The following is a 16,743-nucleotide window of genomic DNA, read 5'->3' as shown; positions in this document are numbered from 1 at the left end:
CGGCTTTCCGTCAGGAGAACGCCTCGCGGCTATGGGCCATGGTCAGGTCCAGTTCCGGGCCGACGGGCACGATGCCGGTCGGGTTGATGGTGCGGTGGCTGCGGTAATAATGCTCCTTGATGTGGCGCATATCCACCGTGTCAGGCACGCCGGGCGTCTGGTAAAGATCGCGCAAGTAACCCGTCAGGTGCGGATAGTCGTGGATGCGGCGGATATTGCATTTGAAATGGCCGACATAAACGGGGTCGAACCGCACCAGCGTGGTGAACAGGCGCCAGTCCGCTTCCGTCTGTTCTGAACCGAACAGGAAACGCTGGTCCTTCAGGCGGTCCTCCAGCATATCCAGCGTTTCGAACACCTTCACGGCATTCTGCTGATAGGCGTCCTGCGTGGTGGCGAAACCGGCCTTGTAGACGCCGTTATTGACGGTGTCGTAGATAACGTCGTTCATCGCATCGATCTCGGCGCGTAGCGCTTCGGGATAATAATCGGCCTGCGAGCCGGTGAGATCGTTGAAGGCTGAGTTGAACATGCGGATGATTTCCGCCGATTCATTGGAGACGATGGTGCCGCGTTTTTTATCCCACAGCACTGGCACGGTGACACGCCCCGAATATTTGGGGTCTGCTTTGGTGTAGACCTGCCAGAGCGTCGAGGAGCCAAAGAGGTGATCCTCGGTCGCACCCGGCGTGCGCTCGCCCTCAGGCTTGAATTCCCAGCCGTTTTCGAGCATCAGCGGATCGACGACGGAGACGGAAATCAGGTCCTCCAGCTTTTTCAGCTTGCGGAAAATCAGGGTGCGGTGCGCCCAGGGGCAGGCGAAGGAGACATAGAGGTGGTAACGGTCCTTCTCCGCTTCGAACCCGCCTTCTCCGGAGGGGCCGGGCGCGCCATCCGCTGTGATCCAGTTGCGGAATTGCGAGGCGCTGCGCTTGAAGTGCCCCTTGGTTTCCTTGGTGTCATACCAGACGTCTTTCCATACGCCTTCCACCAGCATGCCCATGACGATCTCCTTGATTGTTTCCTTTTGAGCGATCCTAACCGTTCTGCACTCTCCCGCGAACCCGCAAGGCGTTGAACAATGCGTTTCCGGTCCTGTGGAAACTGAATGGGATAGCGCAGAGATTTGTTCTGGACGGGTGGGAATTTTCCTGATAACTGCAATTTTCACAAATCTGAGGAAATTGCCGACTATGATCGAACCACGGATGCTCCGACGACGCTGACGCTCCTGAACGCCCTTACCGGCGCAGCCGTCACCTATTGTCGCATCCGCATTCTGGAAGTTTCGGTCTCTTCATGTCCAAGCACGATCTTGTCTACCTCACCGAGGACGCGTCGCACGACGCCATCATCGACGTCATCAACGAAGAAGCATTCGGTCCCGGCCGGCATACCCGTGCCGCAGCCCGCATCCGTGAGCAGGGGCCGCATGACCGGTCGCTGTCCTTCGTCTGCGCCGACGATGGCGAAACCATTGCTTCGGTGCGCATGACGCCGGTTCTGGCGGGCGGGGTGAAGGGCCATATGCTCGGGCCCCTTGCGGTTCGGCCCTCGCACAAGAACAAGGGCATCGGCCGGGAACTCGTCCGGATCGCCATTGCCGCTGCAAGGCGCAAGGGCTCCGAAGCCGTGATCCTGATCGGCGATCCGCCCTATTACATGCCGCTCGGTTTCGAGAAGGTCGCTTATGCAGCGCTCGATTTTCCGGGCCCGGTCGACCCGAACCGGGTGCTCGTCGTGCCGATTGGCGATGACGTGCACCAGCGGCTGAAGGGCAAGATCGGCTGGCGCAAATGCGAGGCCGTGATGCCGGCCGCCGCAGCGGAAGATGAGGGTTTTGAGGAGCCGCTCAGGGTTTACGGCTGAGGGGTATCGGAAGAGCTTTGTGCTTTTTAGCGCGACATAAAACCCCGTCATTCCGGCCTTGAGCCGGAATCCAGCCAGCCCAAGTCTTTGGGCTGAAAGGACTCTTCCCACGGCGCAGACGCGCCGTGACTGGATGCCGGATCAAGTCCGGCATGACGGAAGGGGCGTTGCGCGCTATGGCAAACATCGAGACTGCCGTGCACATCTCCTTGTGTGGTAAAATCTTCTTTCGGTAGCCTGTTTCGAAACAACGCGTCTCCCTCCACAGAATTCAATTCCGTTTCTTCCCCCTATACGATAGCAAGTCAAAGTCGATTTCTGCAAAGGGGCGGGGCATGACGGCAATCACCATGAACGATGCGCTGGAGCGCGCGGGCGCAGGCGCCTATCAGCGGCGGCTGATGGGCATATTCGGCCTCGTCTGGGCCGCGGATGCCATGCAGGTTCTGGCGGTTGGCTTCACCGCCGCCTCGATTGCCGCAACCTTCGGGCTGACGGTGCCGCAGGCGTTGCAGACCGGCACGGCGTTCTTTTTCGGCATGCTGCTGGGTGCTGCCGGTTTCGGGCGGCTGGCGGATCGTTACGGGCGTCGCCGTGTGCTGATCGTCACCGTGGCCTGCGATGCGCTGTTCGGCGTGCTTTCGGTGTTCGCGCCCGATTTCACCATCCTGCTTGTTCTGCGTTTTTTGACCGGGGCCGCCGTGGGCGGCACGCTGCCGGTGGATTATGCGATGATGGCCGAGTTCCTGCCCGCCAAAAATCGCGGCCGCTGGCTGGTCTTTCTGGAAGGTTTCTGGGCTGTCGGAACGCTGATCGTGGCGCTGGCGGCCTGGGGCGCCAGCCTTGCCGGTGTCGCCGATGCCTGGCGTTATATTTTCGCCGTGACGGCATTTCCGGCGGTTCTCGGCCTTGGCCTACGCTTTCTGGTACCGGAATCGCCACTTTACCTGCTGCGCAGCGGGCGGTTGGAGGAAGCCAAGGCCGTCGTCAACCGAATGCTGGTGACGAATGGGCGTGCGCCGCTCGATGCCGGGACCGGGCTTTTCCAGCCTGACGTGGGCAAGGGGCAGGGGATATTTTCACCGGCGCTCCGGCAGCGCAGCATCATGATCCTCGCCATCTGGTTCCTCGTTTCCGTTTCCTACTACGGCGTCTTCACCTGGATGCCGGCAAAACTGGCCGGAGACGGTTTCGGTTTCGTGCGCGGTTATGGTTTTCTGGTGCTGGTGGCGCTGGCGCAGATCCCCGGTTATGCGCTTGCCGCTTATGGCGTCGAAAAATGGGGCCGCAAGCCGACGCTGATCGGTTTTTGCCTGCTCTCCGCGCTCGGTTGCCTGCTCTTCACGCTGGCTTCGGCGGGCGCGATGATTGCCGCCTCGCTTCTCATCATGAGCTTTGCACTGCTCGGCACCTGGGGAGCGCTTTATGCTTACACGCCGGAGCTTTACCCGACGGAATCGCGGGCGACCGGCATGGGGGCTGCGGGCGCCATGGCAAGGCTCGGCGGCCTGCTGGCGCCGTCCCTGCTCGGTTATGCCATAGCGCAGGGTTTTGGCGTCGCAATCGGCATTTTCGCCGGCCTGCTGGTGCTTGCCGCCATTGCCGCCACGATGATCAATGCGGAAACGCGGCAGGTGGCGCTGACCTGACGCGTCGTTCCCGTGCAATGGCCTGACCCGTTAAGGATCAGGCCAGGCTGTTTCGCAGCTTACAGCGCCGTGTAGTTGACCGGCAGCCAATCGTAATTGGTGCTGTCGGTGCGCACATGGCCGATGCCGGGGAAGGCGATATGCGCGCCGGCCACCAGATATTTGCCCTCTACCGCCTGCCGGAATGCCAGATCGCGCGCGACAACGGCGGCCTTCTGGTCGACGTCGAATTCGATGGCCACGTCAGGCTCATCGAACTGGAGGATATCGCCATGGGTGATATCGCCCCAGAAAACAATTTTCTGGCCGTCGCTTTCGAGAACGACAGCGCTGTGGCCGGGCGTGTGGCCGGCGTAAAGAATAGAGCCAAGGCCGGAAACCGGCGCGGCATTGTCGCCGAATGTCTCGAACTTGCCGGCATCGATATAGGGCTGGATGCTTTCCTTCGCTTCGGCATAACCCTTCTTCAGCGCTTCAGGGGCCGCCTTAGCCTTTGCCTCGTCAAGCCAGAAGGCGGCTTCGCGCGCATTGACCCGGAGCGTCGCATTGGCGAAGACGCGCTTGCCATTCGCTGACAGTCCGCCGGAATGGTCCGTGTGGATATGGGTGAGGACAATGTCGTCTATATCCGCGGTTTTATAACCGGAGGCCTCGATATTGGCGATGAGCCTGCCGAGGGATGGGCCGAGATAGGCGCCGGTGCCGGCGTCGATCAGCACCAGCCTGTCTCCTGTGTTGAGGAGAAAGGCGTTGACCGAGGTGGGCGTCTCTTCCGGCAGGAAGGCATCCTGCAAGACCTTCGAGGCGTGTTCCGGCGTGGTGTTGGTGTAAATCTTGGCAAGCGGCAGCGCGATGACGCCGTCCGAAAGGGCGGTGACTTCCACCTTGCCGACCATCAGCCGATAAAAGCCGGGTGCCTGCGTGACGGCAAGCGGCGCCTTGGCGAATGAGACGGCGGGGGCAACGAAAGGGGCGGCGAAGATGGCGCTGGCGGCGCCTTTGAGAAGTGAGCGACGGGACGGCATTGGGAGCTCCTAGGTTGAGGGAATGTCTTGAAACTTTCCGCACTCCAGCTAAGTGTAGGCAGGCCAGCAATCAAATCGATGTGACTTATGCAAACTATCGATCATTTCAATCTCCGTTCCTTCGACCTCAATCTTCTCATCGCTTTCGATGCGATGATGGAAGAGATGAACGTTACGCGCGCCGCGCGGCGGCTGAAAATCCAGCAGCCGGCTATGAGCCATAATCTCTCCACCCTGCGCACCCTGTTTCAGGATGAGCTTTTCATTCGCGTGGGGCAGGAGATGAAGCCGACGGCGCGGGCGCTCAATCTGGCCGGACCGGTGCGGCAGGCGCTCCGGCAGGCGCAGGCGGCGGTTTTGACAGCGGATGTGTTCGATCCGGCCACCGAGCGCCGCACGTTCCGGCTGAGCATGTCGAGCGAGGTGGAGCTGTTGCTTTTGCCGGATTTGACGGCGCGGCTGCGGGAGATCGCACCCGGCATCCGCATTCTCGCCCGCAGCGGGCAGGAGCAGGAAATTACCGCGATGCTCGATACGGGCGTGATCGACATGGCGGTCGGATGCACCTATTCGAAGGAACAACGCCACCATTGCGAGCCGCTTTATTCCTCCAGCGTGCTCTGCTGTTTCAACCCGGCCTTGCTCGATCTGCCCAATCCCGTCGGGCTGGACGCCTATATGGAGGCCAAACATGCGGTCATATCGCAGACGGACAGCCTCCATGGCTGCATCAAGGATGCGCTGGAACTGAGCGGCTTGGAAATCGATGTCGTCGCCGCCGCGCCGGATTTCCTCTCGGTGCTGGCGACGGCGCGATCCTCGGCAGTGCTGGCGACCGTGTCCTCACGCATCGCGCTGCGTTATGCGCCAATGCTGGGGCTGGACATAAGCCCGGTGCCGGTGACGCTGAGTTTCCCGCCGGTCGCCATGGTCTGGACATTGCAGACTGACGCGGATGCTGGAGCCGTGTGGCTTCGCCAGCAAATCCGCGAGGCTATGGGCCGAACGGTGGACGGTGGGGTATCGGGGATCGCCGCCTAAAGCATGTTTCCCAAAACTGTGCAGTGGTTTTTGGGAGACATGCATAAAAGCAAAGAGATAAAGCGCGTCGCATTTAATCTGCTTCCACAGTACACGACAGTTGAAATCATCGACGGCGCTGGGTGTCGTTACCCCCCTCTGTCCTGCCGGACATCTCCCCCTCAAGGGGGGAGATCGGCAAGAGGCTTTCTCGCCGCTTCATTCTCCACCGTCGAAAGGTGCGAGACATCGCCACGGAACAATCTCCCCCCTTGAGGGGGAGATGTCCGGCAGGACAGAGGGGGGTAACGACGTGCGCGATCGTCGACGATTTTCAACAGCCTGCTAGAAGCGTTTCTCGAGCCATGTGATCGTCTGGCCCGTGGAAAGCGGCGCAAGCGAACCTATCTTCGTGAAACCGAAGCGTTCATAGGTTCTCAAGGCATCCGGGTTCATCGTGTCGATATAGGCGCCCATGCAGCCGCGCTTTCTGGCTTCTTCCTCCGCCATGGCAAGCAGCTTCGGGCCTGTGCCCTGACCGCGCATGGCCTCCGGCACGAAAAGAAGCTGCACGTAAAGCCAGCCGCGAGCGGTATATCCCACCAGACCGCCGGTGACGGTATTGTCGTCATCGCGAATGGTGATGTTGAGTTCGCGTTTGTCGCTTTCGCCGAAACGGGCGAGATTATAGGCCACCAGCGGATCGCGAATGGCCTTTTCGGCCTCTGCATCAGCGACATCGCTCAAAATGAAATTCATGTTCATCTTCCCGGGCCGCCGGGCGGCAGCCGTTTCCCGTTTTCCGTTCCGAGACGTGAAGCGCCTTAAGCTCTTCGCTGGAAACGCCCTTACCTGCCTTCACGCCACCACAGCGCGGAGAAGGCAAGCAGCAGGGCGGCAAGCCCGGCAAAACCGGCAAAGAGCGGCAGGGTGTTGACGCCTTTCAGCACCGTCTCGTCGGTCATGCGTATCAGCATGCGATCCTCATCGGCAACCCTGATATCTCCGCGCACCGGCAATATATCGGGCAGCGCGATACGGCCGGAATTGTCAGTGACACGGTGCACGCTGCCTCTGGTGGCGTCGGCCAGCGGTTTCAGCGTTTCGGTGGTCGAGATCATCGCCTTGAATTCCGGCGCATCCACCGCGCCGACATGGACGAGGGTGGTGAAATCGCCGTTTTTGATCTCGAACAGGCCGGTTTCGTCCATGCGGCGTTCGATCCTGTAAAGACCGGGCTCGGTGCTGGTGAAGGCCATGTTCTCGGTTTTGCCGGAGGGGAAACGCACGCTGGCCTGACCGGGATCGTCGCCGATGGTCTGGCGGGTGATCTGCAAGGTGCGGCCATTGGCACGCGCTGTCAGCGCCTCTTCCTCAAGCTCCGGTTCCTTCATCAGCCAGTGGGCGATGCGGCGGTAAAGCGCCACATGCGGGCCACCGCCTTCGAAACCGCGCGCCCACAGCCAGCCCTGATCGGACAGCAGCATGGCGACACGGCCTTCTCCCTGACGGTTCAGGACCAGAAGCGGGTCCTGCCCGTCGCCCAGCATCACGGTCTGGCCCTGCGGCGGGTCGACGCTGATGGTGCGGAACCAGCGGCCCCATTGCGGCGGCTCGTTGCCCGAACCTTCCAGCCCACGGGTGACGGGGTGTTTTTTGCCCGCTTCCGAAAGGCGTGGATAGAAGGCGGCCTGATGCACCTGACCCGTCGGCTGTGCGGGCAGCACGGAGGCGAGCGGCGTCATGGCGATCGAATCCTGACCGGCATGTTCCGGCCCGGCGGCGATCAAGAGCGCGCCGCCTTTTTCGACATATTGGGCGATGTAATCGTAATAGAGGATCGGCAGCACGCCGCGATGCTGGTAGCGGTCGAAGATGATGAGGTCGAAATCCTCGATCTTTTCGACGAATAATTCGCGTGTGGGGAAGGCGATCAGCGACAATTCGTTGATCGGCGTACCGTCCTGCTTTTCCGGTGGGCGCAGAATGGTGAAATGCACCAGATCGACCGAGGCGTCGGATTTCAGGAGGTTACGCCACGCCCGTTCACCGGCGTGCGGCTCGCCGGAAACGAGCAGCACGCGCAGGTTCTGGCGAATGCCTTCGATCAGGTGAACCGCGCGGTTATTCGCAGCCGTCACCTCGCCGGGAAGCTCGGCGACGGAAAATTCCATGACATTGTTGCCGCCGCGCGGAACCTTGAAATTGAACGGTGTCGGCTGGCCGGGTGTCGCCTGCAGCGTGGCGATTTCTTCGCCATTCATCTTCACCGTCACTTCCGCCGAACCGCCACCGGCGGGGCGGCCATCATCGAAGACGCGCAGTGTCAGCTGCTGTTCCTCGTTTACGATGCCGAAGCGCGGGGCGCGGACGATCTCGATGCGGCGGTCGAATTCATCGGCCTTGCCGGTGATCAGCCCATGCACGGGGGCGCGGAAGCCGAGCGCCTGTTCGGCATTGGGCAGGGCATTGGGGATATCGTGAATCTGGCCGTCGCTGAGGAAGATCGCGCCGCCGACGCGGGACGGCGAGACATCCGAAACGGCGGAGGAAAGTGCCGAGAACAGCTGTGTCGAGGGCGAATCACTCTCACCATTGTCGCGCACTTCCACGATGCGCGGCTCGATGCGCGGGAAGCGGGAGAGCCGGTCTTTCAGCGTCTCCAGCGCCGTATCGGTCATCTGCGGCCGATCCTGCACGTCCTGGCTCTGCGAGCGGTCGACGATGACGGGAACGATGGTGGAGAGCGGCTCGCGCTCCTCCTGCGTCAGCAGCGGATTGGCAATAGCGGCAAGCAAAGCGGCAAGTGCCAGCCCGCGCAGCCATGCGCCGCGCACGCCGCGCCAGAGGCCGATGAAGGAGAGGAGAAGGGCGGCGACGGCCAGAACGGCGATCACGATCCACGGCAGGAAGGGGGCGAAGGTCAATGTCATGTCACTGCCCCAACCGTTCGAGAAGTGCGGGAACGTGGACCTGATCGGCCTTGTAGTTGCCGGTCAGCATATACATCATGATGTTGACGCCGGAGCGGAAGGCATGTTCGCGCTGCATCTCATCCGGCGGTACCGTTGGCAGAACCGGCGCGCCCTGCGGATCGACGGCCCATGCGCCGGCGAAATCATTGCCCGTTATCATGATCGGCGTCACGCCATCGCCGGAGGAGGAGAGGCCCGAGGTGGTCTTGGCCGCCCCCTGCCGCGATTCCACCCAGAGCGGCGAACCATTGTAACGGCCGGGGAAATTGGTGAGAAGGTAGAAGGAGCGCGTCAGAACGTGGTCTTCCGGCACAGGCTCCAGCGGTGGGATATCGATATTGGCGAGGATCGCCTGCAGGCGTTCGCCGTTAGGGCTGGTCGCACCGGTGTCGAGCGAAGAGAACTGGTCGCGTGTATCGAACAGCACGGTGCCGCCGGCGCGCATATAGGCGTCGATGCGCGAGATGGCGGCGCTCGACGGCATGGGCGCCGTTGCGGAAACCGGCCAGTAGATGATGGGATAAAAGGACAATTCATCCTTGGAAATATCGAGGCCGACGGGCTGACCGGGTTCCAGCGTCGTGCGCCAGGTCAGGAATTCGCTCAAGCCCTGCAGGCCCTGTTCGGAAATGCGGTCGACATCGTCTTCGCCGGTGCGGACATAAGCGAGATGCGTCGTGTCCAGCCGCTCGAATATCTGCTCGTCGCCGGGTTTGGGATCGTCGGCGCGGGCGTCGGTTGGCGACATGGCGGCAAAGGCGCCAAGCGCCAGAAGCACGGTGGCGGCGGTGGCGCTGCGGGCTTTCGGCAGGCGTGCGAAGGCGCCGTTCATGAAGAGCACGATCAGGCTGTCGGCGATCAGCATCAGGAAGGCGGCGATGAAGAGCGCCGGGCGCAGCGATTTCGCCGTTTCGCCGATCAGCGCTTCGCTGGTGGTGCTGACACCGGCGGCGGACGTGTCGAGGGGGCGAAGTGTGGCACCTGCGGGTAAGAGATTGAGAGCCACGAAACCATCCTCTGTGCCATAGAGGCCGGGGGGATTGTCGAAACCGGTGCGGGGCGGCTGGCCGGCGCGCATTTCCAGCGGCCGGGCAGTGCCGATTTCGGCTGAAAGCGCGCCTTCCGCCGTCAGCAGCCGGAAGGGCGGAAGGGCGGCGGCCGGGGCATTGGCGTTGGCGGAAGCGCCGCCCGCCTTCGACAATTGCACGATACGGCGCAGCATATCGACGAAATGGCCCGAGATCGGCAGGTCGGACCAGCTCGCCTCGGCGCTGACATGGAAGAGCACGATGCGGCCAGCCTCGACAGTGCGGGTGGTGACGAGGGGCGTGCCATCGGCAAGGCTTGCCCAGGTGCGTTCGGCCAGATCCGGTGTCGGTTCGGCCAGAACCTGGCGTTTGACGAGGACGCCGTCGGCCTTCGGCATGCCGGCAAAGGCGCCGAAATTCGGGAAATCGGCAAGCGGCTGCGGCTCGGCCCAGGAGAGCGCGCCGCCGAGCGCGCGTTCGCCTTGCCTGAGTGTTACAGGCACCAGCGGATCGTCGGCGGGTGCTGCCGCAAGACGCGGTCCGGCAAAACGGATCAGCGTGCCGCCACCGGCGAGCCACCGCTGCATCGGCTCATAGGTTTCCTGCGGCAGACGGCCGATATCGGCCATGACGATGACCGAAGGATTGGATTGCAGGATTTCCGGGATCGCCTGCGCCAGATCGGCCTGCCGCTGCGGGATGAGATCGGCAAAAGGCTGAAGCGCGCGGCTGATGTAATAAAGCGGCTGCAGCAGCGGCTGGAAATCATTGCCGGTTTCGCCGGCCAGCAGCGCCACGCGACGGCGACGGAAACCGTCATCCAGAAGATGCACCGCACCCGCCGTCGACACGCCTTCGAGCGAGAGGCGGGCGAAATCGTTGCGCAGCTCGAAGGGCGCTTCCACCGTCGCCGTGGTTTCGGCCGCGCCGGGCGCGAAGTTCGCGATGCCGTTGGCGAGAATGCGGCCCTGGCTGTCCTGTGCATTGACGGTCAGCCGGGTGGCTTCGGCGGTATCGAGCCGCGACAGTGTGACGCTCATGGCATCGGCATTGTTGGTGGCGCCGGTAATGGCGGTGATCGCCTTGCCGTCGCCCTTCACGATGCGGAATTCGGCGGGGGAGAGGCTGGCAAGCGTTCTCATCGCGCTTTCATCCTGCGCGGTTTGAACACCGTCGGCAATATAGGCGATCGTGCCGGGAGCCGTGCCGTTCAGCGCCTCGGTGATGGCTTCCGCCGTGCGGATACGATCTGGAACGAGCGGCTTCGGCTTGGCGGCGGCGAGCTTTTCCAGCGCCACGGCTGTGGTTCCCGATACGGCATCATGTTCGGCATCGGCGGTGAAGCTGATGGAGACGGGGCGGTCGGCCCGCTCCGCATCGCTGATCAGGGCCTGAGCGGTGGCCACGCGTCTTTCCCAGTCGGGCGCGGCGGCCCAGCTATTGTCGACCACCAGCACCAGCGGGCCGCTGCCGGCGATGCTGTTGTTGCGCGGGTTCACCACCGGATCGGCGAGCGCGAAAATCACGGCGGCGGCAAGCGCCATGCGCAAAAGGGTCAGCCACCACGGGCTTTTCGATGGCGTTTCCTCGCGTTTCAGCACCGTCGCCAATATCTTCAGCGGCGGAAACACTTCCGCCTTGGGGCGCGGCGGGGTGAGCCGCAGCAGCCACCAGATGGCGGGCAGCGCCAGCAAGCCGAAGAGGATGTAGGGGCTGGTGAAGACGAAAGGCAATGCGCTCATCGGTGCCCACCGCCCTGTGCCGGCGCGCCGGAAAGATACATGTGAACTGCCACAAGCGCCTCGGAAGCGAGATGATCGGTGCGGTGGAAGACGAAGTTCCAGCCGAGACGGCGCAGCGACGAGGATAGCGCCTCGCGTCTTGCGAGATAGGCGCGGGTGTAATCCTCGCGAATGGTCTCGGCGCGGCCAGACACCAGTTTTTCGCCGGTTTCCGGATCGGTAAACTCGGTGCGGCCGGAATAGGGGAAGGTTTCTTCGGCCGGATCGGCGATTTCCACCACATGGCCGCGCAGGCCACGTCGCGCCAGAGGCGAGATCTTCTCCATCACGTTTTTCGCATCATCGAGAAAATCGCCAATCAGAACAATGTCGCTCGCGCCGCGGATCATGCCCGTTTCCGGCATGCCCGTGGTCAGCGGCGCGTGCATGATGGCGGCGGCCAGCCGTTCGGCGGCGTTTCTGGCCGAGACCGGCTCCATGATGCCGGGGCAACCGATGCGTTCGCCAGAGCGCGCCAGGATTTCCGCCAGCGCCAGCATCAGTACCAGCGCCCGGCTTTCCTTGGAGACGGAGCCGAGGGTGGATTTGAACATCATCGACGGCGACATGTCGGCCCAGAGCCAGATGGTGTGGGCTGCTTCCCACTCCCGGTCGCGCACATAGGTATGGTCGTCGCGGGCCGAGCGCCGCCAGTCGATGCGCGACAGGCTTTCGCCCTCGGCATAGGGGCGGAACTGCCAGAAATTTTCGCCGATGCCGCGTTTGCGGCGGCCGTGCCAGCCGGCGGTGACGGTGTTGGCGATGCGTTTTGCCTCGACCATGCAGTCCGGCACCAGTGCGGCACGCTGGCGCGCGCGCGCCAGAACTTCGCTACCCGGCGTCTTGTCTACGATCTGGCCGATGGATGCCACAGGCACTCCTTTCGCGAACGTCGCTTCAGTTCTTCGCCTGCTCCACGAGCGCTGCGATAACATCGCGCACCGACATGCCTTCGGCGCGGGCCGCAAAGGTCAGCGCCATGCGGTGTTCCAGCACCGGTTCGGCCAGCGCATGGACATCGTCCAGCGACGGGGCGAGCCTGCCTTCATAGAGCGCACGGGCGCGGGCCGTCAGCATCAGCGACTGGCCGGCGCGCGGACCCGGACCCCAGACAACGTGTTTGTCGGTCAATTTGTTGCCATGGCCGGGGCGGGCGGAGCGGACGAGCGAGAGGATCGCATCCACCACCTTGTCGCTGACCGGCATCTGGCGGATGAGGGCCTGGATTTCCATCAGACGCCCGGCATCGATCACGCCGCGCGCTTCGCCCGAGGCGGTGCCTGTCGTGTCGAGCAGGATCTGGCGTTCGGCGGCAAGCTCGGGATAACCGACATCGACCTGAAGCAGGAAGCGGTCGAGCTGGGCTTCGGGCAGCGGATAGGTGCCTTCCTGCTCCAGCGGGTTCTGGGTGGCGAGAACGTGGAACGGCTTCGGCAGCTCATAGGTCTGGCCGGCCATGGTGATGTGGTATTCCTGCATGGCCTGCAGCAGAGCGGACTGCGTGCGCGGGCTGGCGCGGTTGATTTCGTCGGCCATCAGCAGCTGGCCGAAAATCGGACCCTTGATGAAACGGAAGGAACGGCGGCCGTTTTCGTCCTGATCCATGACTTCGGAACCGAGGATGTCCGAAGGCATCAGGTCCGGCGTGAACTGGATGCGGTTGGCATCGAGGCCGAGCACGGTGCCGAGCGTGGTGACGAGCTTGGTCTTGGCCAGGCCGGGAACGCCGACGAGCAGCGCATGGCCGCCGGAGAGGATGGCGAGAAGCGTGTTCTGCACCACTTTTTCCTGGCCGAAAATGACCTTGGAGACTTCCGTGCGGATCGCCGCGATATCGGAAAGCGCCTTTTCAGCCGCGGCGACGATGGCCTTTTCATCGAGGGTTTCGCCGGTATTAATCACGCCCATGTCGCTCTCCTCATACCTTCGCCGCTGTCACAGTCGCATCCCGGTTTTGCTGGCAGTCGGCCGGGACGGATTTTGCGCTGCATATAGCTTATTGCTCTCTTGGCCGCTGACAAGCGCCATTCGAATGACTATGTCGTGACTTAGTATTTCCTTATCGGCAAAGCGAGACTCGAATATGGCAGCGGAGACGATAAATTCGGCTGATGATGCGGCCGGGCTTGCGGCGATGATTTCCCGCGCCGCCGAACAGACCGGCGACGCCAAGCGCGGACCGGCCCCGGTGGAACGCTGGAATCCGCCCTTTTGCGGCGATCTCGACATGGAAATCCGCGCCGATGGCACTTGGTTCTACCTCGGCACCCCCATCGGCAGGGCGCCGCTGGTGCGGCTGTTTTCCACGGTTCTGCGCAAGGATGAGGACGGCAAAACCTATCTCGTAACTCCTGTGGAAAAAGTCGGCATCCGCGTCGTGGATGCGCCTTTCGTCGCCGTGGAAATGAAGCTGACGGCGGGTGAGGATGATGGCGAGCCGCTGCTGACCTTCCGCACCAATGTCGGCGATGTGGTGGAGGCGGGGCCGGAGCATCCGCTGCGGTTCGAGGTTTTCGGTGAGAACCGCGAATTGAAGCCCTATCTTCTGGTGCGCGGCCGGCTTGAAGCCCTCGTGTCGCGGGCGGTGATGTATGATCTCGTCGCACTTGGCGAGGTGATCGACGTGGAGGGCGTTGACATGTTTGCGGTGCGCTCGGGCGGGGTGACTTTTCCGGTGATGCCCGCCAAGGAACTGGAACGGCTTTCGCAATGACGACAACGGCATTCAAGACTTTTACCGCCGCCGATTTCCGCTGCCGCGTGCTGCAGGAAGGCGAGGGCGTGGCGGAACGGGAGCATGGCGACCATGTGCTCAATCCGGGCGTGGTGCTGTCTGGAAACGGCATCAGGCTGAAGGACGCCGCCGTGCTGGTGCCGGTCATTGACGATGGCAACGATGCGCGGGTGATCTTCACCCAGCGCACTTCGACGTTGCGCAAACATTCCGGCCAGATTTCATTTCCGGGCGGCGGCATCGATGCCGAGGACCGCACACCGGAAGAGGCGGCGCTGCGCGAGACGGAAGAGGAAATCGGCCTTTCCAGGTCCTTCGTGGAAACGGTCGGGCGCCTGCCGGATTATATTTCCGGGACGGGTTTCCGCATCAAGCCGGTGCTGTCCATCGTTCGCCCCGGCTTCGACCTGACGCTTAATCCGACGGAAGTGGATGAGGTTTTCGAGGTGCCGCTGTCCTTTCTGATGGACCCGGCCAACCACGGGCGCGGCAGCCGCATCTTTCAGGGGAAGGAGCGGTTTTTCTACGAAATGCCCTATGGCGAACGTTACATTTGGGGCATTACGGCGGGCATCGTCAGGACGATTTACGAGAGGTTTTATTCATGAGCAGCCTTGCCGGGCGGGACTGGTTTCAAAAACCGGCGCTGAAGCGCATCTTTACGCTTCTGAATGCCGATGGCGGCGAGGTGCGGATCGTTGGCGGCGCGGTGCGTAATGCGCTGATGGACCTGCCGGTGGTCGATGTCGACATGGCGACGACGCTGACCCCTGACGTGGTTGTTGTGCGGGCCAAGGCGGCGGGCATCAAGGCGGTGCCGACCGGCATCGAACACGGCACGGTAACGCTGGTGATCGATGGCGAAGGTTTCGAGGTGACGACGTTGCGCCGCGATGTCGAAACCAATGGCCGCCATGCGCAGGTGGCCTTCGGCACCGACTGGCAGACCGATGCCGAGCGGCGCGACCTCACCATCAATGCTCTTTATGCCGACGAAAAGGGCGAGATCATCGACCTTATCGATGGCCTTGCCGATATCGAGAACGGCACGGTGCGTTTCATCGGCGATGCGGCGATGCGGATTTCGGAAGATTACCTGCGGATTCTCCGGTTTTTCCGCTTTTTCGCCCATTACGGCTCCGGCCGCCCGGATGCGGACGGCTTGCGGGCAAGCGCGCGGGCCAAGGACAAGCTGGGCACGCTTTCGGCCGAGCGGGTGTGGAGCGAACTGAAAAAGCTGCTTTCCGCCCGCGATCCTTCCCGCGCCCTGCTATGGATGCGGCAATCGGGCGTTCTGGCGGAAATTCTTCCCGAAACGGAAAAATGGGGCATCGACGCCATTCACGGGCTGGCGGCGACGGAGCAGGCTCTCGGCTGGGCGGTGGACCCGATGCTGCGGCTTGCCGCCATCGTGCCGCCGGACAGGGACAGGCTGACCATCCTTGCTGCGCGTCTCCGGCTGTCGAAAGCCGAAGCGGCTTATCTCGCCCATTGGGCTTCGGCTCCGGCGGCTGATCCAGAGCTGAAGGAGACAGCGCTCGACCGGCTGCTTTATCGTCAGGGCGTCGAAGGCGTGAAGACGCGGCTGAAACTGGCGCTTGCCTCGGCCCGTGCCGATCTTTCTGCCGGCGACACGGCCATGCAGAAAGTGGCGCGGCTTTCGACTTTGCTGACGAGGGCGGAAAAATTCCACAAACCGGGCTTTCCGCTGAGCGGTGCGGATGTGATGGCCGCAGGTGTTGAGGCCGGCCCGAAGGTGGGCGAAGTGCTGAAAAGCCTCGAGGAAAAGTGGATCGACGTCAATTTCTCACTCGACCGGGCAGCGTTGACCGCCCGGCTGAAGGATATGCTGGAAAATTGAGGTCAGCGACGGCGGCATTGCGGCTCAGGCTGCATTTGCCTCGTCGCGAATGCGGGATTTGATATTTTCGATCATGTTCTCGCGGATGACGGTCTCGCCGTGCGCCGATCGCATATGTTCCACGGTTCGACGCACAACTTCGGCGTCGTCATCTGCGCGCGTGTGCCAGGCACAGCCGGGCACGAGCGTTCCACATTCAAACAGTCTCATGGTCTTGCCTCCCTGTTTTAGAGCGCCATGCGTCCGTTCGGACGCATAAAGGACGCTCTAACATTTTGAGTCTGCACATTCTCCCTGTCGAAAACCGGAATCGATTTTCGACAGGGAGAATGTGCGAGAGTGAGGGACAGCAATTCAATTGCCTGCTGTCCCTCCGACAAGAAACGAATGTTCACCGCTTATGTTCCAGAGCGGCGTCCTTCGACCTTATTCAGGCCCCTATTCGGGCATCGCCCAGCACTGGAAAACAGAGGATGTGCCGGCTGCCGGAATTTTTGTACGAGGCATTTCGTCATTGTCCGCCCGCTTCACCGTTTTTCCGGCCAGCGTGCGTTTTACCTGTTCGACATAAAAGGAATGCGGCAGTTCGCGATCACCCGTGGCACGCATTTCCGCTGCCAGGCGATCGATCAAATCAGGGGTATCAATGGAATGCTGGGCTTCCTCGGGGGAAGCAGAGATAGGCATGCTGTTCGAAGTAATCATGACGATAGCTCCTCCAGTACGTCTGCGGGGAGGAGACTATCATTGCCTTGATTTTTCCATAAGTCCTAATTTGCGCTATTTGCGACAAATTGGCTG

General features: G+C 62.2%; 15 protein-coding genes. 6 read left to right on the top strand and 9 right to left on the bottom strand.

Features of this window, described 5'->3' with window-relative positions; translation table 11 throughout:
• Positions 1–10: 10 nt before the first annotated feature.
• Entirely contained in the window at positions 11–1,003 is a 993-nt protein-coding gene (locus tag ACQZ5N_RS17375) for a glutathione S-transferase family protein (RefSeq protein ID WP_448733614.1), read from the bottom strand.
• 296 nt (positions 1,004–1,299) lie between these two features.
• Here ACQZ5N_RS17375 and ACQZ5N_RS17370 point away from each other — a divergent pair, with 296 nt between their 5' ends.
• Complete coding sequence (locus tag ACQZ5N_RS17370; RefSeq protein ID WP_448733613.1) at positions 1,300–1,869, top strand: GNAT family N-acetyltransferase; 570 nt, start codon at positions 1,300–1,302, stop codon at positions 1,867–1,869.
• Between the two features lie 335 nt (positions 1,870–2,204).
• Complete coding sequence (locus ACQZ5N_RS17365; protein WP_059757366.1) at positions 2,205–3,518, top strand: MFS transporter; 1,314 nt, start codon at positions 2,205–2,207, stop codon at positions 3,516–3,518.
• A gap of 59 nt (positions 3,519–3,577) precedes the next feature.
• Here ACQZ5N_RS17365 and ACQZ5N_RS17360 read toward each other — a convergent pair whose 3' ends face one another.
• Positions 3,578–4,543 (bottom strand): MBL fold metallo-hydrolase, encoded by a 966-nt coding sequence (locus ACQZ5N_RS17360; RefSeq protein WP_174057145.1) that lies wholly within the window; start codon positions 4,541–4,543, stop codon positions 3,578–3,580.
• Between the two features lie 87 nt (positions 4,544–4,630).
• On the opposite strand from ACQZ5N_RS17360, the gene ACQZ5N_RS17355 reads away from it, so the two are divergent.
• Complete coding sequence (locus ACQZ5N_RS17355) at positions 4,631–5,584, top strand: LysR substrate-binding domain-containing protein (RefSeq protein ID WP_448733612.1); 954 nt, start codon at positions 4,631–4,633, stop codon at positions 5,582–5,584.
• 324 nt (positions 5,585–5,908) lie between these two features.
• Here ACQZ5N_RS17355 and ACQZ5N_RS17350 read toward each other — a convergent pair whose 3' ends face one another.
• The 5 genes from ACQZ5N_RS17350 to ACQZ5N_RS17330 all read right to left on the bottom strand — a co-directional run bounded on the left by ACQZ5N_RS17350 (position 5,909) and on the right by ACQZ5N_RS17330 (position 13,255).
• The gene (locus ACQZ5N_RS17350) at positions 5,909–6,322 is read right to left on the bottom strand and encodes a GNAT family N-acetyltransferase (RefSeq protein WP_448733611.1); all 414 of its coding nucleotides are present in this window, start codon (positions 6,320–6,322) and stop codon (positions 5,909–5,911) included.
• Positions 6,323–6,411: 89 nt separating this feature from the next.
• Positions 6,412–8,496: a hypothetical protein gene (locus ACQZ5N_RS17345; RefSeq protein WP_448733610.1), complete on the bottom strand. Its 2,085-nt coding sequence runs from the start codon at positions 8,494–8,496 to the stop codon at positions 6,412–6,414.
• A 1-nt stretch (position 8,497) separates the two neighbouring features.
• Complete coding sequence (locus ACQZ5N_RS17340; protein ID WP_448733609.1) at positions 8,498–11,308, bottom strand: DUF4159 domain-containing protein; 2,811 nt, start codon at positions 11,306–11,308, stop codon at positions 8,498–8,500.
• Positions 11,305–12,219 (bottom strand): DUF58 domain-containing protein, encoded by a 915-nt coding sequence (locus tag ACQZ5N_RS17335; RefSeq protein WP_174034300.1) that lies wholly within the window; start codon positions 12,217–12,219, stop codon positions 11,305–11,307. Before ACQZ5N_RS17335 ends, ACQZ5N_RS17340 begins: the two co-directional genes overlap by 4 nt.
• Positions 12,220–12,244: 25 nt before the next feature.
• Positions 12,245–13,255, bottom strand: coding sequence for an AAA family ATPase (locus ACQZ5N_RS17330; protein WP_448733608.1), 1,011 nt, complete (start codon positions 13,253–13,255; stop codon positions 12,245–12,247).
• Positions 13,256–13,430: 175 nt separating this feature from the next.
• Here ACQZ5N_RS17330 and ACQZ5N_RS17325 point away from each other — a divergent pair, with 175 nt between their 5' ends.
• Genes ACQZ5N_RS17325 through ACQZ5N_RS17315 form a run of 3 tightly spaced genes read left to right on the top strand, consistent with a single transcriptional unit; the run spans position 13,431 to position 15,942 of the window.
• A complete protein-coding gene (locus tag ACQZ5N_RS17325; RefSeq protein WP_269831406.1) occupies positions 13,431–14,060 on the top strand; it encodes a DUF1285 domain-containing protein in 630 nt (209 codons plus the stop codon).
• Positions 14,057–14,689, top strand: coding sequence for an NUDIX hydrolase (locus ACQZ5N_RS17320; RefSeq protein ID WP_080851189.1), 633 nt, complete (start codon positions 14,057–14,059; stop codon positions 14,687–14,689). The genes ACQZ5N_RS17325 and ACQZ5N_RS17320 overlap by 4 nt, the downstream gene beginning before the upstream one ends.
• The gene (locus tag ACQZ5N_RS17315) at positions 14,686–15,942 is read left to right on the top strand and encodes a CCA tRNA nucleotidyltransferase (RefSeq protein WP_448733607.1); all 1,257 of its coding nucleotides are present in this window, start codon (positions 14,686–14,688) and stop codon (positions 15,940–15,942) included. The genes ACQZ5N_RS17320 and ACQZ5N_RS17315 overlap by 4 nt, the downstream gene beginning before the upstream one ends.
• Positions 15,943–15,966: 24 nt before the next feature.
• On the opposite strand, the gene ACQZ5N_RS17310 is transcribed toward ACQZ5N_RS17315, so the two are convergent.
• Both ACQZ5N_RS17310 and ACQZ5N_RS17305 read right to left on the bottom strand, forming a co-directional pair.
• On the bottom strand, positions 15,967–16,152 hold the full coding sequence (locus ACQZ5N_RS17310; RefSeq protein WP_003523091.1) for a DUF1059 domain-containing protein: 186 nt from the start codon (positions 16,150–16,152) through the stop codon (positions 15,967–15,969).
• 228 nt (positions 16,153–16,380) lie between these two features.
• Positions 16,381–16,647, bottom strand: a complete 267-nt coding sequence (locus ACQZ5N_RS17305) for a hypothetical protein (RefSeq protein ID WP_003523092.1) — start codon at positions 16,645–16,647, stop codon at positions 16,381–16,383.
• Between the last annotated feature and the right edge of the window lie 96 nt (positions 16,648–16,743).

It is taken from the genome of Agrobacterium sp. 22-221-1, assembly GCF_053522445.1.
This window is presented reverse-complemented; position numbering and strand designations above follow the sequence as displayed.